Source organism: Rothia sp. CCM 9417, from assembly GCF_048513575.1.
GTDB lineage: Bacteria > Actinomycetota > Actinomycetes > Actinomycetales > Micrococcaceae > Rothia.
Genome location: NZ_JBLXXT010000007.1, coordinates 87,201 through 108,213 on the forward strand (window position 1 = coordinate 87,201; position 21,013 = coordinate 108,213).

The following is a 21,013-nucleotide window of genomic DNA, read 5'->3' on the forward strand; positions in this document are numbered from 1 at the left end:
CCAGCCCAGAAGGAAGAACAACATGCCACAGGTAAGCACCCTAGATCTGGTCCTAGCTGCCGAAAGCCGTAAGAGCGGCATCGGGGCTTTCAACGTCGTCCACCTGGAAACCGCAGAAGCAATTGCGGCCGCCGCTGAGCGATCTAACCTGCCCGTGATTATGCAGGTCAGCCACAATTGCATCCGCTACCACGGTGGCTTTGAGCCTATCGGCCATGCCATGCTTGAAATTGCACGGAACTCAACCGCCGAGATTGCTGTTCATCTGGATCACTGCGAGTCTGTGGAACTGGCCTGCCAGGCTATTGACCTGGGCTTCAGCTCGGTCATGTACGACGGCTCAACCCTGCCCTACGAAGAGAACCTGGCCGCAACCGCCAAGGTCGTGGAATACGCCCACAAGAAGGGTGCGACCGTTGAAGCTGAACTCGGTGAAATTGGCGGCAAGAAGAGCGCCCACGCTCCCGGTGTACGCACCGATCCGGCAGAGAGTAAGGAATTCGTGGCGGCAACCGGTGTCGATACCTTAGCAGTGGCTGTAGGCAGTGAGCACGCCATGACCTCCCGCACCGCCACCTTGGATCACGAGCTGATTGGCCGGCTCCGTCAAGCCGCAGGTGTACCCCTGGTCCTGCATGGCTCATCGGGCGTCAGTGACCAGGAAATTCTGCGCGGTATTGCATCTGGCATGACTAAGATCAACGTTTCAACCCACCTGAACGGTTTCTATACCGGGGCTATCCGCGAATACCTGGCGGCTCACCCAGATGTCGTGGACTCCCGCAAGTACACCATGGCTGGCCGGGAGGCCCTGAGCCAGGAGGCCCAGCGATTGCTGACCCTTTTTGCCAGCGGTTCCGCTCGATAGTAATAACCCTTGCCCGGCTGGTTCCAGCCGGGCAAGAGCCTGGCTTACATGACTGTGCTGTCTGGGGAGCTGGCCCAGTTAGTGGGCAGGAATGAAAGTTAGAAAAGAATTCGATAGATTATTGGGAAGCTGGGGCGCATCCCCGGCGATACCTGTTAGTTAGCGGCCTGAAAAACTATAGAGATCAAGGAGCTTGCTCTGACTATGCGTGATGTGCGCCATACACAGATATTGGATATCGTGAACTCACGCCAAGTCGTGACGGTCAAAGAACTGGTTGACGAGCTCAAGATATCCACAGCCACGGTCCGGCGGGACCTGGAAGCGCTCAGCCAGGCTGGCCTGTTGCAGCGCACACGGGGTGGCGCCCAGAGTCTGCCTACCTACCTCCCGCCGGTCATTAAGATGGACCAGACCCACAGCACCCAAAAGGCCGCAATTGCCCAGCATTGCCTGGAATACATCAAGCCCGGTGCCATGATTGGGGTCACCGGTGGCAGCACTGTGGGCGCTCTTGCCCATGCTCTTGCACAGTGGGCTCACCGCCATAAGGATCAGCCCTCTTCTCCCCATAAGCCTCTGCTGACCATCGTCACCAACGCCGTTGATATCGCCTACCGGCTGGCCGAAGTCAGCGAAATCAAAATTGTGCTGACCGGCGGGGTGATTAACGGCTTCTCCTACGAGCTGACCGGCCCCTACGCCATTGATGTTCTCAACCAGATTTCTTTGGACATGGCTTTTATCGGGGTCAACGGGTTCGACGAAAACGGCCCGGGCACCGTGGATGAGTATGAGGCATCGGTCAACCACACTATGATTACCCGTGCCCAGCAGACCTTTATCGTGGCCGATTCCAGTAAGTTCGGTAAGCGTTCCTTTACCTCGATTAGCGGTGACAGCGACCGCTTAGCCACTACCATCATTACAGACTCCTCTATCAGCCAGGAATGGGCCGATCGGGTGACCCAGCAGGGCTATAACCTCCGTATTGTTTAATTCTTTGATGAGAAAGAAGGCAGATTTTATGTCCTCCCTTATCGTTCATTCAGCTACCCTCTATGACGGGATCATCGGAGGGGTTCACCAGCGCGGTGCGGTCCTTCTAGAGAACGGGAAGATTAGTAAGGTTCTGGGCGAGGATGAGTGGCAGAGCTACCTGAGCCCCGGTACCGAGGTGGTTGATGCGGCTGGGGCTCCGCTGGTCCCCGGTTATATTGATATCCACCATCACGGCGGTGCTGGGCACGCCTATGATGAGGGAAGCATTGAAAGCGCTACTGCCGCCCTTGAGGCTCACGCCAAGCACGGTACCACCCGCAGTGTTCTCTCCACCGTGACTAACTCGGTGGAGGCTATTAGCCATAGCTTGCGTAACCTGGCACCTCTGGTGGAGCAGAACCCTCAGGTTTTGGGTTTCCACGCCGAAGGGCCTTTCCTACACCCCCAGCACAAAGGTGCTCACCCCGAGGATCTTCTGTGTGACCCTGACCCTGAGGCAGTCGCCCAGATTCTTGATGCGGCTGGCGGACATCTGCTCCAGGTGACCATGGCCCCTGAACGTGAGGGTGGCCTGGCCGCTATTGAAAGCTTTGTGGGCGCAGGTACCAAGGTCGCTGTGGGCCACACCAGCGCCACCTATGAGCAGGCAAGAGACGCTTTCTCGGCAGGTGCTAGTCTGCTAACCCACACCTTTAACGGTATGAACGGTATCCACCACCGTGCCCCCGGCCCCGTGATTGCGGCCCTGGAAGACAGCCGTGTTTCACTGGAAATTATTAACGACGGTATTCACGTTCATCCCTCAGTAGTTGCCCAGATTTTTGGGTGGGCACCGGAGCGTACCGTGCTGGTGACCGATGCCATGTCAGCTACCTGTAAGGCTGACGGCATCTACATGCTGGGTACCCTCGAGGTTGAGGTTAAGGGTGGGGTTGCAACCCTGGTTGAGGGTAAATCCCTGGCTGGCTCCACCCTGACGATGGACCGTGCGGTGGCGTTGGCTGTTCAGCACTCTGGTCAGCCGCTTGACCTTGCGGTTGCTGCGGCCACTTCTCAGGCTGCCGCCGCTCTGGACTTGGCTGACTCCTACGGTCGGATTGCACCGGGTTACCCGGGTGACCTTCTGCTCCTGGACGCTGAAACCCTGCTCCCCACCCGTATCTGGCGGGACGGCGTTCAGCTCTAAGCACCCCAACTAACTTCCTTATGTGTTTAGCCCCGAACTGGTTATCCGGTGCGGGGCTGACTTTTGGGTTGAGCGGGTAAAGCTCACGAGCTAAGAGCCTGCTGGTGAGGCAATGAACTGTGTCATCATGGCTTCAAAAGCTAGGCGGGCACTTGCATTGGTGTTCATTCTGCGGCGGGTAGTTGCTACAGTTTGCAGGTGAGCTAGCACGGCTTCCGGCCTAGTGCGCGCGGCGTAAGCCTGTAGCTGCTGAGCCATGTGGGCGTTAATAAGCTCTGCCCCAGTGCCCATTTGCAGGGTGAGTACATCACGGAAGACCGTTTGAATATCGGCCAAGAAACGGTCCAGGGTATCGGTTTGGATTCGTTTGGCGCGGCGTTTTTGGTCTTCTTCTAGCTGACGTACCTGGGCGCGGTGGGTGGGGGAGAGTTTCTCCCCGTCCGTGTAGCCCAGGGAGGTCAGGAGCGCGGCACGTTCGGCCTCATTGCGGGTTTGCGCGTCTGCTTCTGCTTGAGCCTCAGCAATAGAGATGAGCCGGTCGGCGGCATCCATCGCTGAGGCAACAGAGCTGAGGGTCAGCGGTATCTTGACCACTGAATCGCGGCGGGTGCCTGCCTGCGGGTCGCTTGCTAGCTTGTGGGCGGTGTCCAGGTTGCCCTGGGCTAGGCGGGCTACTAGCTCGGCTTGGTGGGGTTCGAGCCCGTGCTGGGTCTCGAGTACGGCGGCAACTTCCGCCACCAGGGGGAGCCGTAGCTGGACCGGGCGGCACCGGGAGCGGATGGTGATGAGAACATCGGCGGGGGAGGGGGCCGTCAATAACCAGATAGTGTAGGGCGGCGGCTCCTCTATAGCTTTGAGGAGTACGTTGGAGGTGCGTTCGGGCATGCGGTGGGCGTCTTCAATGAGCATGACGCGCCAGCGTCCAACAGCGGGGCGGTCCTGCGCTTTAACAACAAACTCGCGGGCCTCGTCGATGGTGATGACGGTTTTTTCGGTTCGAAAGTGCAGGAAGTCTGCGTGGGAGCCGCTGAGCACGGTTTGGCAGGAACGGCAGGTTCCGCAGCCGCGTGCGGCGGGGTTGGGCTGGTCGCAGAGGAGTGCTGCCGCGAATGTCTGGGCTGCTGTGGTGTGGCCTGCACCGGTCGGGCCGGTAAAGAGCCAGGCGTGGGTGGGCTTGGTATCAGCGGCGGCGGTAGCTAGCTGGTGTTTGACCTCGTTCTGCCCTATTAGGGAGTCCCAGACGCTCATGAAAGTACCGCCAGGGCCGCATCCAGAACCTGTTTGTGGACTTGCTCGATGGGTTGGGCACCGTTGATAAGGGCGTATCGCTCTGGGGCAGCCTGCGCTAGGGAACGGAAGGCACTGTGTAGAGCGCTGTGGAAAGTGTCGTCGGCGGCTTCCATACGGTCAGCGTGACCGCGGGCACCTGCGCGCGCACGGCTTTCAGCCAGTGACACATCAAGGAGTACCGTGATCTCGGGCAGGAGATTGCCCGTGGCCCAGCGGCTTAGGTCGGTGATGGTTTCCAGGCCCAGGCCGCGCCCAGCTCCCTGGTAGGCTGCTGATGAGTCGATGTAGCGGTCGCACAGAACGATGGTGCCGGCTTCTAAGGCTGGTTGAATTTTTTGGTGGGCGTGGGCGGCCCGTGACGCCGCAAAAATGAGTGCTTCGGTGTGCGGGTCAATCGCGCCGTTGCCGTGCTCTAGGACCAGGGCACGGAGTTTTTCGCCGATGTCGGTGCCCCCTGGCTCACGGGTGACCAGCACAGAATAGCCGCGCTCTGTGAGGGCCTCTGCCAGGAGCTTGATCTGGGTGGTTTTGCCTGATCCGTCGCCACCTTCAAAAACGATGAAAGTGCCGGGGTAGGGGCCGTGGGCGCGTGCCGGGTCGGCATCTGGGGTGTAGGTCAGTGCTTGAGTCACCCCTCTAGCCTACCAAGGCCTGTTTGCTGGGGCTTGCGGTTAGATAGGGACTCTAAGCAAGTTCATTTGGTGACCATGCTTCTCACCTACTAGCTCCTTAAGAATCGGGCGCGTATGGTGGTGGGTATGACCGAACAGAATCTTTCTCCGCAGACCCGCCTAGTTGCTGGCGGCCGGCCGGCCCACCGTGACCTTGCCCCGGTAAACCCACCCATTTCTATGTCCTCTACCTTCCGGCAGATAGGCCCCACCGACCTCAACAGCTACGCCCGCTTTACTAACCCCAGCTGGGACGGTCTTGAGCAGGTTGTCGCTGACCTTGAAGGCGCAGAGCTCCCCGGCCTTCTTTTTGCCTCGGGTATGGCGGCTGTAGCTGCGGTGCAGGATCTGGTACCGGTTGGCTCTATTATCCTTCTGCCCAAGCACACTTACATGGCCTCGGTATCTATGGCTAAGCGCCTTGAGGCGCGCGGTATCGCCACAGTTGTTCGTCTTGATATTGAAAACACCGAGTCCGTCATCGCTGAACTGGAAAAAGCGGCAGCCACCGCAGGGGTCAGCCCCGAGAATGTGAACTATGCAGCCCCTAAGGTTCTGCTGTGGATGGAAAGCCCCACCAACCCCATGATGGAGGTCGCTGACCTGCCCGCTATCCTGGGTGCGGCTCGCAAACTGGGTATCGTTTCAGCCGTTGATAATACCTTCGCAACACCGCTTGGCCAGAACCCCCTGCTGCTGGGTGCCGACGTCGTAGTGCATTCCGCCACCAAAGCAATCGCCGGTCACTCCGACGTTCTGCTGGGTATCACCGTTACCTCCAACCCGGTCCTGCGCGAAGCTATGCACACCCACCGCACCACCAATGGCGCTATCGCCGGGCCCTTCGAAGCATGGCTGGGCTTGCGCGGCGTGCGTACTATGGGCGTCCGGTTAGAGCGCTCAGCGGGCTCCGCCCTGCAACTAGCGCAGCGCCTTAGCGAACACCCGTCCATCAAGGCAGTACGCTACCCCGGCCTACCCACCGACCCCGGCTACGAGCGGGCCTCAGCCCAGATGCAGACCTTCGGGTCTATCCTCTCCGTCACTCTTGATGCCACCGCCGAAGAAACCGACCGCCTTGTTGCCGCCCTGAAGCTGTGGACTCCCGCGACCAGTCTCGGTGGCGTAGAATCACTCATTGAACGCCGCCGCCGGCACGGTTCAGAACCCCACTCCATCCCGGAGTCCCTACTCCGTCTTTCCGTGGGCATCGAGAACGTCGATGACCTGTACCAGGACCTGGTGGCAGCCCTAGAAAATCTCCGCTAAAGGACGAAGCACCCTATGACTCCTCTTGATCTCATTGCTTGGGCAAACTACCTCATCAACCTGCTGGCCTCGCTGGTCGTAGCAGGACTATCTGTCTACGCCCTGTTTGAGGCCGCACGCGCAACAGGGTACGCCTACCAGAGCGCCTTCAAACGCACCAAAGGCTTCTGGCTGGCCGTCACGGGCGCTGCCACGCTCTTTTCGGTCCTGACCCTGTGGCAGTCCTGGAACGGTAGGATTAGCTCAATCTTTATGCAGTTGGTTGCCGCTACCGCCGTGGGTGTCTTCTTAGCTGATGTTCGCCCCGCGGTGGCTGTACGTCGCCGTCGCTAAGACTTGCGTTAGGGCCTGAAAAACCCACACATATTCACACGCATTCCCCTAAGATAGCGGTTTGTTCAGTGAATAGGTGTGGGTTTATCTTTTATTTAGAGGGCTAAAGTGGGATAATGAGAGTTATGACTTACAAATTGGTACTGCTCCGTCACGGGCAATCAGAATGGAACGAAAAGAACCTCTTCACCGGTTGGGTAGATGTTGCCCTCACCGAGAAAGGCAGAGCTGAAGCGGCCCGCGGTGGTGAGCTTCTGAAGGAACGCGGCATCCTTCCCGATGTCGTTCACACTTCACTCCAGCGCCGCGCCATTAACACCGCTAACCTGGCACTGGACGCTGCTGACCGCCACTGGATCCCCGTCAAGCGTAACTGGCGCCTGAACGAGCGTCACTACGGCGCTCTTCAGGGCAAGGACAAGACTCAGACCCTAGAGACCTACGGCGAAGAGCAGTTCATGACCTGGCGTCGCTCCTACGACGTTCCGCCGCCGGCACTTGATGATAACGACGAGTTCTCACAGGCAAAGGATCCTCGCTACGCTGACATCGAGAACGCCCCCCGCACCGAGTGCCTCAAGGACGTTCTTGAGCGCATGCTCCCTTACTGGGAATCGGACATCAAGGAAGACCTTAAGGCTGGCAAGACCGTTCTGATTGCAGCTCACGGTAACTCCCTGCGCGCACTGGTGAAGAACCTGGAGGGCATCTCCGATGCCGACATCGCTGGCCTGAACATCCCCACCGGTATCCCGCTTTACTACGAGCTGGACGAAAACTTCAAGCCCCTTGGCCCCGGTGAATACCTAGACCCCGAGGCCGCTCAGGACGCCATCAAGGCCGTTGCTAACCAGGGTAAGAAGTAAATCTTAGCCCGGTTTTAAAGCCCTAGTGCCCCGCCCCCCTGAATAGGTGGGCGGGGCGCTTTAGTTTCAGAGGAGTTGAGACTAAGCGAGAACCAGGGGACTGTGAGCGGCTGCCAGCCGGTCCGGGGCCTTCAGAGGCGCTGATGAAGCTCACGGCCCCTGCCAACTCAAAAGTGTCTGGTCTTAGATGCTGGGTACTGCGTTCCAGTCTCCTGTCACCAGGTAGGTGACCTTACGGGCAACGGAGACACCGTGATCCCCAAATCGTTCCAGGTAGCGTGAAGCCAAGGTGACATCCACTGTGACCTGGGCGTTCTGGCCCCAGTCGGGTGCTGCCATGCGGTTAAAGACCTCTACGTGGAGCTCGTTGACCCGCATCTTGTATTTGATGATGTCCTGGGTATGGACCAGCTCACGGGTTTCTAGCAGGTTGATGACGCTGGCAATAATTTTCAGGTCCAGCTCAATCATCTCTGCGAACACAGGTGTGATGGATTCCGGTAGAACGTGCTCCGGGTAGCGCATGCGAGCAACCTGAGCGACGTGACGGGCAAGGTCGCCCATGCGTTCCAGGGAGGTACTCATACGCAATGCTCCCACAATCATGCGCAGGTCTGAGGCGACCGGGCTTTGCAGGGCCAGTAAGTCGATGGCTCGTTCATCCAGCTCATTTTGCATAAAGTCGATGCGGGCATCGTTAGTGATGACCTCCTCGGCTTCCTGGATCCCGGCCTTGAGGAAGGCATCGGAGGCCCTGCTAAGGGCTTCTTGGACCAGGTTGGCGATGTGGATGAGCTCTTCACCGACATGTTGAAGTTCGGCTTGGAAGACTTTGCGCACGTGCGCGTCCTTTCCATGTGGAGATATGTGAGGGCGTGAGAGGGCAGAGAGCGCTCTTTCGCTACCTATCTAGAGTGCCAAGGCCACATGAACACCAGCACATGCTTGGGTAAACGTTAGTTGAACCCCTGCCAACAGGTAGCGTGCGGGGTGAAAAGGTGGGGGTCTACGGCCTAAGCTGGTAGACGTGAACTCTACAATGATTGCTTTGATGGCGGCTCTTTTGGGGCTCATCATTGGCGTTGTCAGCATGTTTGCTCTTCAACGAAGTGAGCGCCAGCGCGCTCGCTGGGCCGATGTTGAAGAGCCCACCATCAGTGACGGCGCGGCAGAGGTTTTGGCGGTGATTGGTCGTGCCTATATGGTGGTCGATGCTGTCGATGGCGTTGTTCAGGCCTCTCCTGGGGCCTATGCTCTGGGGCTGGTACGCGGGCACACGGTGGAGTCCGATGAGCTGCTGGCTATGATTGATGCAGTTCGCAGCAAGGGCATCATTGTTGAAAAGGAAATTGTGCTGGCCCGTGGTTTCTACGACCAGAGCAGGCTTGTGATTGACCTGCGCGTAGCTCCGGTAGGTGATGAGTACATTCTGGTTCTGGCTGATGACCGGACTGAGATCGCTAGGGCTCAGACGATCCGGACGGACTTTGTGGCTAATGTGTCTCACGAACTTAAAACCCCGGTGGGTGCGGTAGGGCTCATGGCAGAGGCTATTGAGAGCTCTGCCGATGATCCCGAATCTGTGCGCTATTTCTCGGGTAAACTCAAGAAGGAGTCGCAGCGGCTGGGTGCTCTGGTGCAGGACGTTATCGAGCTCTCCCGTTTGCAGTCTGCTGACCTGGTGGTCAGTTCTACCCTGGTTGATGTGGGGCAGGTTGTGGCTGAAGCCTTTGACCGCAACAGGCTTACTGCTGAGGACAAAAATATTGAACTGCTGGTGGGTGGTACCGCCTCGCGTCCTGTTCATGGTGACCCGGAGCTTCTCTCGACGGCCGTGCATAATTTGATCGAGAACGCAATCCGCTACTCGCCAGATAGCACCAAGGTGGGCATTGGGGTTTCTGTGAAGGAGGACACTGTTAGAATTTCTGTGAAAGACCAGGGCCCGGGTATCCCCGAGGATGAACAGGACCGTATCTTTGAGCGGTTTTACCGTGTGGATCCGGCGCGTTCCCGTCAGACTGGCGGTACCGGGTTAGGTTTGAGCATCGTCAAGCATATCGTAGGCTTGCACGGTGGTGAGGTGACGCTGTGGTCCCATCCGGGGTCCGGCTCAACATTCACTATTGCTCTGCCTATCTTGGATGAAGAAACCGAAAATGACTTACTGGGCGAGAATGCGGGCACCCGTCCGGCCTCTCGTGCAGAGAACTAACCCTTTCCCCGCTGGGCCACACGGTTCAGCCCGATTCCCGAAAAGGACACACAGGTGACCCGTATTTTAGTGGTTGAGGATGAAGAGTCACTCAGCGAGCCCTTAGCCTTCTTGCTGGGGCGTGAAGGGTTTGAAGTTCAGGTTGTTGATAATGGCCTGGACGCCGTGGTTGAGTTTGAGCGTGCAGGCGCTGACCTGGTGCTCCTGGATATTATGTTGCCCGGTCAGTCCGGCAACGAGGTATGCAAACAGATCCGGGCTAGCAGCACTGTACCCATTATCATGCTAACGGCCAAGGACTCTGAGATTGATAAGGTCTTGGGGCTTGAGCTGGGCGCTGACGACTATGTCACCAAGCCTTACTCATCGCGGGAGCTGATTGCTCGGGTGAGGGCCGTCTTGCGCCGCCGGGGTGAAGCTGACGAGCCTGACTCTGGTGCTATCCAGGGCGGGCCGGTCCGTATGGACGTTGAGCGCCACGTTGTGACGGTGAACGGGGAAAGCGTCGCTATGCCCCTCAAGGAATTTGAACTTCTCGAAATGCTCCTGCGGAATGCTGGTCGCGTGATGACCCGCTCCCAGCTCATTGACCGTGTGTGGGGTGCAGACTATGTGGGTGATACCAAGACCTTGGATGTTCACGTTAAACGGTTGCGGTCAAAGATTGAGCCGGATCCCTCATCGCCGCGGTATGTGGTTACGGTTCGCGGTCTGGGCTATAAGTTTGAGCCCTAGGCCAAGGTGTGAGCGGTAAGTAAAAGCTGGGGCCCAGAACCTTCAAGGTTCTGGGCCCCAGCTTTTGGTGTAGGGTGACCTACCGTTTAGTGCTGGGAGGTTTCGGTCGCGCTAGCGCTTGCCGCGTTGGGTAGGTAGGAGGCGTATTCCTCAAGCGTTCCGTCAAGGACGGGAACCACGAACTCAGACGGTTCGGATGTGACATCCGAAGAAACGGTGGTTTTGAGGCTTAGACCGGGGGCAGCCTCGGTTGACTTAAGCACAATCTCGTTGGCTTTATCCTCCAGGCGAACTTCCTTGCCAGCGGGAACCTCAATGGTCAGCGTCTCACCGGGGAAAGCCAGGGTAACGGTAGCATCTTTTTCGGACTGGTTGAGGATGGTACCCAGAACACGACCGGGAGCGCCTTCAGCCGATGAAATCACCATGATGTTGCGGAACTGGATGATCTCCTTGTTCGCCTCGGTGAGGTTAGTCATCTGACCGTCTGATGCTGAGTAGACGATGGTGGTGGGCTGCTTGTAGATGTAGCCACAGCCAGTGGTAGCCAAAAGGGCACCAGCGAGGGCGATTGTTACGCCAGCGCGCTTGATGCTCAGAGAAGCGGTGTTCTTCACAGCTCTTGCTCCTTGTTTAGATGTATGGGCCCCGGATTTATGCAGGAAAAAATGTGTGTGCTCCGCGCAAAGTAGGGGTGTGTTCTCTCTTCAGGTCACATTCTAGCTGGTTTATAGACGATACGTCTGTATCAACGGGCAAAAGCCGGTAAATGAAGCGCTGACCGCCTAGCGGGGCATTACGCTGTGCGGGGAGAGCCTCGCTCCATATCTGTAACCTTAGGGTCGCTGTCTAAATAGGCGTGCTAGAATGGGTAGGCTGAAAGGGGTTTATCCATATGGTTTTTGAGGTTGGCGAGACCGTCGTTTACCCTCACCACGGTGCAGCAACGATTGAAGAAATCAAAATGCGCACTGTCCGTGGCGAAGAGAAGATGTACCTAAAACTCAAGGTCGCTAATGGCGACCTTGTTATTGAGGTGCCCGCTGAGAACGTTGACATGGTAGGTGTACGCGACGTCGTTGACGAACGTGGCCTCCAGGAAGTCATTGATGTTCTGCAAGCAACTGACACCGAAGAAGCGTCCAACTGGTCCCGCCGCTACAAGGCGAACGTTGAGAAGCTGGCATCTGGCGATGTCCTTAAGGTCGCCGAAGTCGTCCGTGATCTGTGGCGCCGCGAAAATGACCGTGGCCTTTCCGCTGGTGAGAAGCGCATGCTGGCTAAGGCCCGCCAGATTCTCTCATCCGAGGTCGCACTGGCCAAGGACATTAACGAGGAAACCGCCGAAGGCGAGCTCGATAAGATTCTCGAAGGCGTCTAAACTTTCGGGTATGCTCACTAGCTGTGAGCACTATAGACCAAAAAAATGCAGCGGGTACCGTTCCAGAACAGGAGACGGTGCTCGCTGTTCTTATTGTGGCGGCAGGTTCAGGTTCCCGTTTGGGTGCTGGCATACCCAAGGCCGCTGTAGAAATTGCGGGTAAAACTCTTCTGGAATGGGCTATTCTCGGTGCGCTAGCGTCGGGTGTAACGGCGCGGCTTGTGGTGACGGTGCCTCCCGGGGATACCTTGCTGACGGCTATTTGCGCTCGCTACGGTGCCTTGGCGGTACCCGGTGGAGCTAGCCGGGCTGAGTCTGTAACAGCGGCTCTTACGGCCCTTGACGCTGCCAAGCCGCTACCCGGTGCTTCGAGCTCTCAGCCTACCGGGGTTCTGGTGCATGATGCTGCCCGTTGCTTTACACCTGCCTCTGTTTACCGGCGGATTGCTCAGTCCCTGGTCGCGGGGGAAAGAGCAGTTATCCCTGTGCTGCCGGTGGTTGATACTGTCAAGACGGTGGATGCCCGGGGCTATGTCACAGGTACCCCCGCACGGGCGGAGCTCAGAGCAGTCCAGACCCCCCAGGGCTTTGACCTCCCAACCTTGGTGCAGGCTCACCGCGACGTTGCCGGCCTACCAGCGGGGGTTGCCGAGACCATTACCGATGATGCCATGCTTGCGGAAACCCTGGGCCTGCCTGTGGCTACAGTTGACGGTGACCCGCAGGCTCTTAAAATTACGACCCCTCTGGATTACACCTTGGCCGGGGCTTTGCACACCCAGGGCGCACTTGAACTTGTTGAAGAGCTAGAGAAGAGATAGAGGCTATGATTCCCCGTATTGGCACCGGAACTGATGTACACGCTTTTGGTGATGAAGGCACAGAGCTGTGGGTAGCAGGGTTGCACTGGCCAGGGCAACGCGGCCTTTCAGGTCACTCTGACGGTGATGTGGTGGCCCATGCAGCGGCTGATGCTCTGTTTTCTGCCAGCGGGACCGGTGATTTAGGCTCCAATTTTGGGGTAGACCGGCCCGATATGGCAGGTGCTTCAGGGGTGAGAATTCTATCGGAAGCCGCCGCTATTGTCCGTGCCGCGGGCTTCGAAATCAGCAATATAGCTGTCCAGCTGATTGGCAACAAGCCCAAGTTTGCCCCCCGTAGGGATGAAGCTAACCGGGTGCTGAGTCAGGCTGCTGGTGCTCCTGTTACCGTCACCGCGACCACCACCGATGGCCTGGGCCTAACTGGGCGCGGTGAGGGTGTAGCAGCTACAGCTGTTGCCCTGGTCTATCCCGTAGAGAACCCGTAGAGCTAGAAGCGTCCCCCGCCCCCGGCAGAAGCCGGGACGGGGCACCGAGCTATGAGCTGGATATGCCAGCTCTTTTACCCAGCCAGGGCAGGGAGTCGGCAAGTGTAGCCTCCCAGACCTTCCACTCATGTTTTCCCTCATAGGTATTCCACTGCACATCTAGGCCTGCGGCTTTTGCGGCATCGTAGACCGTGTGTAGGTCCTTACGGTAGTTGGCATTATCCTTGGTGCCTATAGAGAAGATTCCGGCTGGCCCGGGCTGGGTGAACCTACCCTTCTGTAGCATGGTCAGCGGGTCGTTGGCATCAAAAGCGGCCTGGTTGCCATCAAAGCCCTGCGCTATAGTTCTCTCAAGGCTGCCGATGGATGGGTGACCTTCCCCGGACATATCGATGAAGGCCGAATAGATCTGGGGTGCCCTCAGCGCTGTCTGTAAGGCACAGGTGCCGCCGTTGGAAAGTCCCCCGATAGACCAGTGAGCATGATTGGTATCGACCTGAAGATTATTTTTAAGCCAGGTGGGAACAGTTTGCTGAAGGTAGCTTGCTACCTTGCCGTGGCTGGTATCGCTACATAAGGGGTTAGACCAGTCTCCACCATTTTGGTCTACCACCACTACCACCGGGGCGAGCCCCTGATGCTCGGATGCAAAGGTGTTGAGGATATCGTGAACCCCACCCATATTGAACCAGTCACCCGGTGAACCAGGTTGCCCAGCCATGAGAACTAAGACCGGGAGTAGAGGTCTCTGGCTTGTCATGTAGGCAGGGGGCAGATAGATATAGGCATCACGGGGAGTAAAGGTCGAATCTTGAGAGGGGATACTGGTTTTGACAAGGGCCCCTTCGGTCGGCATATCGGACGGTGCTTTCCAGGCCACTGCAAGCGACTGGTTCCCTGCGTCAAAAGGATGGCTCTGCGCTCCGGCCTGAGCCTCATCGAGAGAGCTGGTGGGTACTGTAACACCTAAAGCTGCGGCAAGGCTAGGGTAGCCTCTATAGTAGGCGTTGAGGCCCAGCCCTGTTGCGGTAAGAGCGAACCCGAGAGCCACCAGGCCAGCAAGGAGCCGGACCCCTCTGGCAGGCACACTACGACTGCTCCAGTTGGTGCCTACTAGGACTATCACATAGAGCAGGATCAGTGATACATATCCAACCCATAACCAGGTAGGCAGGGTAATTCCCTCAGCCACTAAGTGCACTACATTGTTACCGATGAAGGCTGAAAGCCCAGTGATGGCTACCGCTGAGACTACCAGCAGAGCATGGCTACGAAGGGTTATGTTTCTGCCTACTTTCCAGAGCAGAATCAGGGCAACTACTGCCGCAAGAGCTAGTGAGACCGGGCCCCAATAGTCAGCTCGTAAATCCACTGACCTCGCAAAATCACCCAGCATTTATTTTTCCTTAGAACCTATAGCTTGAATAATTCCCACGATGTCTTTTGCCTTCATCTCGGGTAGATAGGCGTGAGTGACTGCCACACCGATTGAGGCTAGCTGCCCAGAATCAGGGGTGACCAGGTACATGGCCTCAAAGTCAGGCTGGAATTTTGCCTTAAAAGTCAGCAGCGAGCGGAAGCCGTAGAGAGGTTCCATACGGTTACCTAAGTAATCTAAGAGTCGATCTAGCCCAGTCCTTTCCACTGTGGAGTCTGAATGCGCTAAGGGCGCTCCTGAAAGAGAAAGGAGCTCAAGCCCTTCAGCTTTTGCGTCCTGGGCCGCCGAAGCGATGAGGAACTCCATGGACGCGGGGAATACTCCCTCACCGTTGCGGCGGCGCATAAAGTCCAGGGTCAGCCCAATCACCCTGCCCTCTCTATGAACTGGCATCCAGGAGGTCACTCCGTGTATAAAACCAGTTTGATCAGTGGCTATCAGAATTCTTGTTTCTGGGTCTTTGAGTTCCTCCAGTCCACCGAGGGTAAAGCCCATCTCAGGCAAACTCTTATCAGACACCCACCCTTCAGAGATCTCAACAATCTGGGCCCATTCCGCCAGAAGCAGGTCATCTATGCTCGTCCAACGTGCGGTAATGCCCTGCTTGCCCGCCTGGTTGAGGGCCGTCCGAATGGACTGAAATTTTTTACCTGAGAAGGTTAGGCATGAAAGATCAATCACTGCTTCTTCAGCAACCTGCCAGGAGCTCCACCCGAGCTTCTGCGCAGCCTGCTGGGTTGGTGAGTGCACAGAATAGAGTGCGGGAGTTAGCCCGGAACGGGTGCAGAAGACTGCAAATTCTTTGACAGCAGCTTCCACACGCTCAGGGGCGGCCGCAGGGTCCCCAACGGTCAAGGCAACACCGTTATGGGCCAGGTAGGCAAAGCCCTCTTTTCCCGATTCGGAGATCCAGTAGTGCCGGTTATCCCAGGTACTAATCCACCCCAATGTCCCAGCACCATGTTCTTTGACTAGCTCAATAAAGTGCTCGCGATTCTTGCCTACCTTGCCAAAGGGAAGGGAGAGAATGCGGTAGGTGTAGATAATCGCAGCGCCCCAAAAGAGGGCTGGGAGGATCCAGTGCAAGGCGGTTGTCAGCCAGAAGGTGCCGGTGTAGGTCGGGGGGAAGACATACCAGGCCGCAGAGGGCAAAAGTTTGACTAGGTAGTCCAGGGCGAAAGGGAGTAGCTGTGGGTGAGGGGCAAAGGCCTGCGGCATTATCCAGGCGAGGAGAACCATGATTGTTGCCCCAGTGAGGCCGACCAATCCTATGGTTTTTGCAGCGCTGAGGGCGGCTCTTGTGTTCGAGGGTAGTGGAAAGTACCGCCAGGTTACAGCGATCAGGCACATGATCAGCAGGGGGATAAGGACGGGGATGATTAACCGGCCCCCTGCTTCTTCTAGTTCTGCCAAAGAACCGTAAGCTGAGCGATGCTGGCCTAGGATGCCTGAAAATATGATTAGCCGTAGCGCTGTGAAGAGGAAGATTGTTCCTTGAAGGAGCAGGGTCGCGTAGGCAGCTATTCGACGCCCGCGTGCTAGCCCCATGGCCAGGACTAGTTGCAGGATGATGGGTAGCGTTGAGAGCAGGCTGGGGAGGAAACCCCGTGTTTGAGCTAGGTAAACTTCGTGGCTACAGAGCTGGCTAGCGGTTTTTTGGGAGCAGAGGGCATCGAGGGTTTCGTTAGTGAGCACACTGCTTGCAATATCGAATTTGGCCGATGCGAGAGGGCCAACAGGGTTAGGGGCATGGGCGGCAAAGAAAATACCCAGGGATATTGCGGTAATTGCCAGGGCAACTAGTGTTCGCTTTTCGTGACGGCTACCTACGATTGAATCTTGGCCCTTGGGAGATGTGCTCAGTAGTGATCCGCTGGCCCAGCCTGTGATAGCGGCCAGGAAGAGGCCAATATCTTGAAGGGAACCTCCGAACCCCAGGAGAACCAAGGTGGTCAGGCATGCTGAGAGGCGGATTCTGCGCCTCCATATTGTAGAGAGGGAACGTGATGATGCTAGGAGCGTGCCGGTCATCATGAGCGGGATGCCATAAACAGCGTGATCGGTTAGGGCTTGGGCCCAGCCGGGAATGAGGTAGCTAGCTGCTGAGAAAATGATGGCCAGGGATGCTACCGGTAGCAGATAGCTAGCGGCTGCTGCTAGGGCGAAAGGCCAGGTACCTAATTTGCGTTCAGCTAGGGGACCGATGCTGGCCAATAAGAATAAGGAAAGCACAGTTGAGCCGGGTCTAGGGCTCACAAAGGTACCGGTGAGGACCCCCCAAAGGTTCTCTAAGTTACCCGGTTGAAGGGTTAGCGGTAAGGTTTTAGCGGCCCCAAAGACTATCTGGATGATAAGTGAAATGAGGGTGAGGCCCAATAAGACGGTGCTGAGTGGCGCGATATGCGTGTAGTCTGCTAGGTATTCTTTGGCCCAGCGTAACCGTCTCCTGGTGGCTTGTAGGGGAGGATTTTTGGGACTGTAGGGGGTAGTTCTATTCACTAACAGCAACCTTTAAACTTTTTGAGTATCTGGCATTAGAGTATAGGCAGATTATTGTGGGATTCTGCTGAGAGAGGCCACCTCTTGCGGGCGGAATTTAGCCTGAATCCTCTTGAGAGGGCTAGAATAGTTGGCTGTTGCCATAGCGCTTTGAGGAGAACTTTTGTGACAGCTGCTGACCCCCTTGCACCCTACCCGCATGTTCTGAGCCGGCGGGGCGGGAGAGTGATTGCCTGGCATGAGTATGGGGTTTTAGAGAACCCACAGCAGACTGTGCTTTACTGCCACGGCACTCCTGGATCTGGCTACGAGGCTCTTTTTTTGGATGAGGCTGCCCGCCAGCTGGGCATCAGGATTATTGCTCTTGATCGACCCGGACTGGGTGCCTCAGATCCCGTTGACTACCGGACGGTGCGCGGTTGGGTAGAGGATGATCTCCTTGCTGTAGTCGAGCACCTGGGCTTGGAGAGGCTGAGCGTGATTGGTTTCTCAGGTGGGGGTCCTCATGCAATGGGTATAGCTGCCCGGTTACCGGAGTTAGTGGACCGGCTGGTTCTGCTTGCCCCTTTTACTCATCATGCCGCATGGTCAACTCGGCTTGGTTTGGCTTTTACACCTTTGCGGGTGCATCTGTCTCACCTGACCATGAGCTGGTTTCCTAAGGTTTTGATTGATTCTTTAGCTCGCGGAGCTGGCCTTCTCCTAGCTGGTAGGTCAGCATCTCTTGAGGCTTTCGTGCGCTCAGTGCAGGGGCGTAGCGGTGCCTACCGCATGGCGGTTGCTCATGATTATGCTCTCCAGTTTGCTATTCGGGGTGGTGTACAAGATGAGTACGCTATCCAGGGGGACTGGGGTTTTTCGGAGGCTTCGGTGAGGGTAAGGACTGATATTTGGGTAGCGGGAAGGGATAAGGCGGTCAAGCCTGCCCGCGTCCGGAACTTGGGTCTGCGAATGGGCGCCACCTTGCATGAGTTACCCCAGGATGGGCATTTTTCCTTGCTGATAAACCATGGTTGGGAGATTTTAGGCAGCTTGGTTAAGGATGGCTAGAGCTGTTCAGAACCGGCGCTTGTGCAGGCGGTAAACTTGTAGCTGTGACTTTACGTTTTTATGATTCAGCAACTGCAAGTGTTCGTGACTTTGTCCCGGTTTACCCCGGTGAGGCCCGTATCTATTACTGCGGTGCTACCGTGCAGGGGGCACCGCATATTGGGCATGTGCGCTCGGGGCTGGTCTTTGACCAGCTTGCGCGCTGGCTGACCTACCGTGGTTTTAAAGTCACGACGGTCCGTAATGTCACCGACATTGACGATAAGATTCTGGTCAATTCAGCGGCTTCCTTTGACTCTGATTATTCTGGGGACTATCCGCGTGAGCAGTGGTGGGCCCTGGCCTACCGGTTTGAGGGCATTTTTGGGGTGGCTTATGAGGCCCTGAATATTGCTCGGCCCACCTATGAGCCGCGAGCAACCGGACATATTCCCGAGATGTTCGCTCTGATTCAGAGGCTGATTGACCGGGGACATGCCTACCCGGCTTTGGACGGTTCGGGTGATGTCTACTTTGATGTGCGCTCCTGGGAGCAGTACGGTTCTTTGACCCGTCAGCGTGTGGAGGACATGCAAGATGCCCCCGATGCAGACCCGCGCGGTAAGCGGGACCCCCGTGACTTCGCCCTCTGGAAGGGGCATAAGGAGGGCGACCCCGAGACTGCCCGCTGGGAGTCTGCCTGGGGTGCAGGCCGCCCGGGTTGGCACTTGGAGTGCTCGGCTATGGCGGGTAAGTACCTGGGTGAGACCTTCGACATTCATGGGGGCGGGCTTGACCTGCGCTTCCCCCACCACGAGAACGAGATGGCTCAGTCGCAGGCCGCCGGATTTGGGTTCGCCAATTTCTGGATGCACAACGGCCTGGTGAACTACGAGGGCGAGAAGATGTCCAAGTCTATTGGTAACATCATCACCCCCGAGCAGATGCTGGAGATGGCTCGCCCCCTGGTGGTCCGCTACTACCTGGGCCAAGCACACTACCGTTCGGTGCTGGACTACCGCCCTACCTCCTTGGAGGAGGCACGGGTTGCTGTTGAGCGTCTTGAAGCCTTCCTTGCTCAGACCCTTGCTTTCCACCGGGCCGATGCTCGGGTTCCTCAGGCCTTTGCTGAGGCTATGGACGATGACCTCAATATTCCTCGCGCTCTTGCTGTGCTCCATGAGCTGACTCGAGCGGGGAACGCGGCTTTGGCAGCAGGGGAGTCAGCTCAGCAAGAAGCAGAGCAAGTTTATGCCATGGCCCGAGTACTGGGCTTGGTGGAGCTGATGTCATTTGCTGGTACACCGGCTTCGGATGGCGGTGCTGCTGAACATGCGGCTCTTGATTCTCTGATTCAGACCATGCTGACCCAGCGTGCTGAGGCCCGTGAGGCTAAAGACTGGGCACGTGCTGATCAGATTCGCGATGCCCTGGCAGCGGCCGGGGTTACTGTCAAGGACGGCCTATCTGGCTCTACCTGGTCCCTGAGCTAGAGCGGATCGTCCACAGATGTAGCTGTTAGCAGGCGCCCTGCCGGTTTCTGGTGGGGCGCGTGCGCTAGCTCTCGCACCAAAAAGCTGGGTGGGTCGGTAAGCTAGAGAACAACGGCAAGATACCTATCAAAGGAAACCTATATGGCGAAGGCAGGCTCACGCCCCGGCGCAACAGCTAAAAAGAAAGGCCCCACCAAGGGCACCGGCGGTCACGGGCGCAAGGCACTTGAAGGCCGCGGCAACACTCCCAAGGCTGAGGACCGCGTCTACCACAAGGCCCACAAGATGAAGCGGGCCGCTGAAAACCGCAAGGCGACTAACACTCTTCGCTCACGCGCACCCCGTCTGGGCGGGAAGCGCGCTTCAGACGAACTGGTGACCGGTCGTAACTCGGTCTTGGAATCATTGCAGACCAAGATCCCTTCTAAGACTCTCTTTGTGATGTCTCGTATCGAGGTCGATGACCGTGTCCGCGAGATTTTGACTGAGGCTAATAAACAGAACCTGCCGATTCTTGAAATTGGCCGTCTTGAACTGGACCGTCTGACGGACCACGCGGTTCACCAGGGTGTTGCGCTTCAGATTCCGCCCTACAAGTACCCTGACGCGGGGAACCTGGTTCTGGATACTATGGAGCGCTGGCATGATCAGCAGCTGGAGGTCCCGCCACTCTTTGTTGCGCTTGATGGCATTACCGACCCCCGTAACCTGGGCGCTATTATCCGTTCGGTCTCTGCTTTCTCGGGTAACGGTGTAATCATTCCGGAGCGTCGATCTGCTGCTATGACCGCTTCTGCCTGGAAGACCTCTTCTGGCGCCGCAGCTCGTATCCCCGTTGCTAAGGCAACCAACCTGACTCGGGTAATTCAGCAGGCGAAGGAGGCTGGCATGTTTGTTGTTGGTCTGGACGGTGGGGGAGATATTGATCTGCCGGACCTTGAGCTGGCCTCTGAACCGCTCATGATTGTTGTGGGCTCTGAGGGTAAGGGCCTGTCCCGTCTGGTGACCGAGAACTGCGATCAGATTGTTTCTATCCCGATTAGTTCGGCTATGGAATCTTTGAATGCTTCAATGGCAGTGGGTATTGCCCTGTATGAGGTATCCCGCCGCCGTTCTAGCTAGTGGTTATTTCTAAAGGCAAGCTCTTCCTCCGCAACCTGCGGAGGGGGAGCTTTTCTTTAAAGTCCTTGGCTAAAGTGTGAGGTGCCGGTGTTTGCATCTATTGCTGAATGAGCTCACCAGAAGCTCAATAATGTGATGTAAGTTTAGGTGCCAGCTCACAAAGAATGCTGCGTATATGTCTTGGCAAATGCGTTTAAAAAAAGTTTAGAACTTTTTTGAAGTTCCGAAATCCGCGGTTTACCAGGGAATTTGTCGGACAGCTTGCGGGCCGTGAGCGCTTTTAAGGGCAAAAATGCTCCCTAAGGAC

General features: G+C 57.0%; 20 protein-coding genes. 14 read left to right on the forward strand and 6 right to left on the reverse strand.

What is annotated here, in order from left to right; genetic code table 11:
• Positions 1-22: 22 nt before the first annotated feature.
• From ACN082_RS08445 to nagA, 3 genes are all read left to right on the forward strand, one after another.
• Positions 23-868 carry a class II fructose-bisphosphate aldolase gene (locus tag ACN082_RS08445; RefSeq protein WP_419100419.1) on the forward strand — a complete coding sequence of 282 codons (846 nt, stop codon included), beginning with the start codon at positions 23-25 and terminating at the stop codon, positions 866-868.
• 204 nt (positions 869-1,072) lie between these two features.
• The gene (locus tag ACN082_RS08450; RefSeq protein WP_419100420.1) at positions 1,073-1,867 is read left to right on the forward strand and encodes a DeoR/GlpR family DNA-binding transcription regulator; all 795 of its coding nucleotides are present in this window, start codon (positions 1,073-1,075) and stop codon (positions 1,865-1,867) included.
• Positions 1,868-1,895: 28 nt separating this feature from the next.
• Entirely contained in the window at positions 1,896-3,056 is a 1,161-nt protein-coding gene (gene nagA, locus ACN082_RS08455) for an N-acetylglucosamine-6-phosphate deacetylase (RefSeq protein WP_419100421.1), read from the forward strand.
• Between the two features lie 90 nt (positions 3,057-3,146).
• Here the strand turns inward: nagA and ACN082_RS08460 are convergent, their stop codons facing one another.
• Positions 3,147-4,304: a DNA polymerase III subunit delta' gene (locus tag ACN082_RS08460; protein ID WP_419100422.1), complete on the reverse strand. Its 1,158-nt coding sequence runs from the start codon at positions 4,302-4,304 to the stop codon at positions 3,147-3,149.
• On the reverse strand, positions 4,301-4,978 hold the full coding sequence (gene tmk / locus ACN082_RS08465; RefSeq protein ID WP_419100423.1) for a dTMP kinase: 678 nt from the start codon (positions 4,976-4,978) through the stop codon (positions 4,301-4,303). The genes ACN082_RS08460 and tmk overlap by 4 nt, the downstream gene beginning before the upstream one ends.
• A gap of 126 nt (positions 4,979-5,104) precedes the next feature.
• On the opposite strand from tmk, the gene ACN082_RS08470 reads away from it, so the two are divergent.
• The 3 genes from ACN082_RS08470 to ACN082_RS08480 all read left to right on the forward strand — a co-directional run bounded on the left by ACN082_RS08470 (position 5,105) and on the right by ACN082_RS08480 (position 7,485).
• Positions 5,105-6,286: a trans-sulfuration enzyme family protein gene (locus ACN082_RS08470; RefSeq protein ID WP_419100424.1), complete on the forward strand. Its 1,182-nt coding sequence runs from the start codon at positions 5,105-5,107 to the stop codon at positions 6,284-6,286.
• A 15-nt stretch (positions 6,287-6,301) separates the two neighbouring features.
• Entirely contained in the window at positions 6,302-6,619 is a 318-nt protein-coding gene (locus ACN082_RS08475; RefSeq protein WP_419100425.1) for a DUF2516 family protein, read from the forward strand.
• Positions 6,620-6,744: 125 nt separating this feature from the next.
• On the forward strand, positions 6,745-7,485 hold the full coding sequence (locus ACN082_RS08480; protein ID WP_419100426.1) for a phosphoglyceromutase: 741 nt from the start codon (positions 6,745-6,747) through the stop codon (positions 7,483-7,485).
• A 183-nt stretch (positions 7,486-7,668) separates the two neighbouring features.
• Here ACN082_RS08480 and phoU read toward each other — a convergent pair whose 3' ends face one another.
• Complete coding sequence (gene phoU / locus ACN082_RS08485) at positions 7,669-8,325, reverse strand: phosphate signaling complex protein PhoU (RefSeq protein WP_419100427.1); 657 nt, start codon at positions 8,323-8,325, stop codon at positions 7,669-7,671.
• Between the two features lie 187 nt (positions 8,326-8,512).
• On the opposite strand from phoU, the gene ACN082_RS08490 reads away from it, so the two are divergent.
• Together ACN082_RS08490 and ACN082_RS08495 are read left to right on the forward strand one after the other, a co-directional pair.
• Complete coding sequence (locus tag ACN082_RS08490; RefSeq protein ID WP_419100428.1) at positions 8,513-9,700, forward strand: sensor histidine kinase; 1,188 nt, start codon at positions 8,513-8,515, stop codon at positions 9,698-9,700.
• Between the two features lie 54 nt (positions 9,701-9,754).
• Positions 9,755-10,435 (forward strand): winged helix-turn-helix domain-containing protein, encoded by a 681-nt coding sequence (locus ACN082_RS08495; protein ID WP_419100429.1) that lies wholly within the window; start codon positions 9,755-9,757, stop codon positions 10,433-10,435.
• Between the two features lie 86 nt (positions 10,436-10,521).
• On the opposite strand, the gene ACN082_RS08500 is transcribed toward ACN082_RS08495, so the two are convergent.
• Positions 10,522-11,052 carry a hypothetical protein gene (locus tag ACN082_RS08500; protein WP_419100430.1) on the reverse strand — a complete coding sequence of 177 codons (531 nt, stop codon included), beginning with the start codon at positions 11,050-11,052 and terminating at the stop codon, positions 10,522-10,524.
• A gap of 278 nt (positions 11,053-11,330) precedes the next feature.
• Between ACN082_RS08500 and ACN082_RS08505 the strand changes: the two genes are divergently transcribed.
• Genes ACN082_RS08505 through ispF form a run of 3 tightly spaced genes read left to right on the forward strand, consistent with a single transcriptional unit; the run spans position 11,331 to position 13,125 of the window.
• Positions 11,331-11,816 carry a CarD family transcriptional regulator gene (locus ACN082_RS08505; protein ID WP_419100431.1) on the forward strand — a complete coding sequence of 162 codons (486 nt, stop codon included), beginning with the start codon at positions 11,331-11,333 and terminating at the stop codon, positions 11,814-11,816.
• 23 nt (positions 11,817-11,839) lie between these two features.
• Positions 11,840-12,637 (forward strand): 2-C-methyl-D-erythritol 4-phosphate cytidylyltransferase, encoded by a 798-nt coding sequence (gene ispD, locus ACN082_RS08510; protein WP_419100432.1) that lies wholly within the window; start codon positions 11,840-11,842, stop codon positions 12,635-12,637.
• A gap of 5 nt (positions 12,638-12,642) precedes the next feature.
• On the forward strand, positions 12,643-13,125 hold the full coding sequence (ispF, locus tag ACN082_RS08515; protein ID WP_419100433.1) for a 2-C-methyl-D-erythritol 2,4-cyclodiphosphate synthase: 483 nt from the start codon (positions 12,643-12,645) through the stop codon (positions 13,123-13,125).
• 49 nt (positions 13,126-13,174) lie between these two features.
• On the opposite strand, the gene ACN082_RS08520 is transcribed toward ispF, so the two are convergent.
• Both ACN082_RS08520 and ACN082_RS08525 read right to left on the reverse strand, forming a co-directional pair.
• Positions 13,175-14,521 (reverse strand): alpha/beta hydrolase, encoded by a 1,347-nt coding sequence (locus ACN082_RS08520; RefSeq protein WP_419100434.1) that lies wholly within the window; start codon positions 14,519-14,521, stop codon positions 13,175-13,177.
• A complete protein-coding gene (locus tag ACN082_RS08525; protein WP_419100435.1) occupies positions 14,522-16,819 on the reverse strand; it encodes a bifunctional lysylphosphatidylglycerol flippase/synthetase MprF in 2,298 nt (765 codons plus the stop codon).
• 408 nt (positions 16,820-17,227) lie between these two features.
• Between ACN082_RS08525 and ACN082_RS08530 the strand changes: the two genes are divergently transcribed.
• The 3 genes from ACN082_RS08530 to rlmB all read left to right on the forward strand — a co-directional run bounded on the left by ACN082_RS08530 (position 17,228) and on the right by rlmB (position 20,706).
• On the forward strand, positions 17,228-18,112 hold the full coding sequence (locus tag ACN082_RS08530; protein WP_419100436.1) for an alpha/beta hydrolase: 885 nt from the start codon (positions 17,228-17,230) through the stop codon (positions 18,110-18,112).
• A 44-nt stretch (positions 18,113-18,156) separates the two neighbouring features.
• Positions 18,157-19,584, forward strand: coding sequence for a cysteine--tRNA ligase (cysS, locus tag ACN082_RS08535; protein ID WP_419100437.1), 1,428 nt, complete (start codon positions 18,157-18,159; stop codon positions 19,582-19,584).
• Between the two features lie 141 nt (positions 19,585-19,725).
• Complete coding sequence (rlmB, locus tag ACN082_RS08540; protein ID WP_419100438.1) at positions 19,726-20,706, forward strand: 23S rRNA (guanosine(2251)-2'-O)-methyltransferase RlmB; 981 nt, start codon at positions 19,726-19,728, stop codon at positions 20,704-20,706.
• Positions 20,707-21,013: the final 307 nt, after the last annotated feature.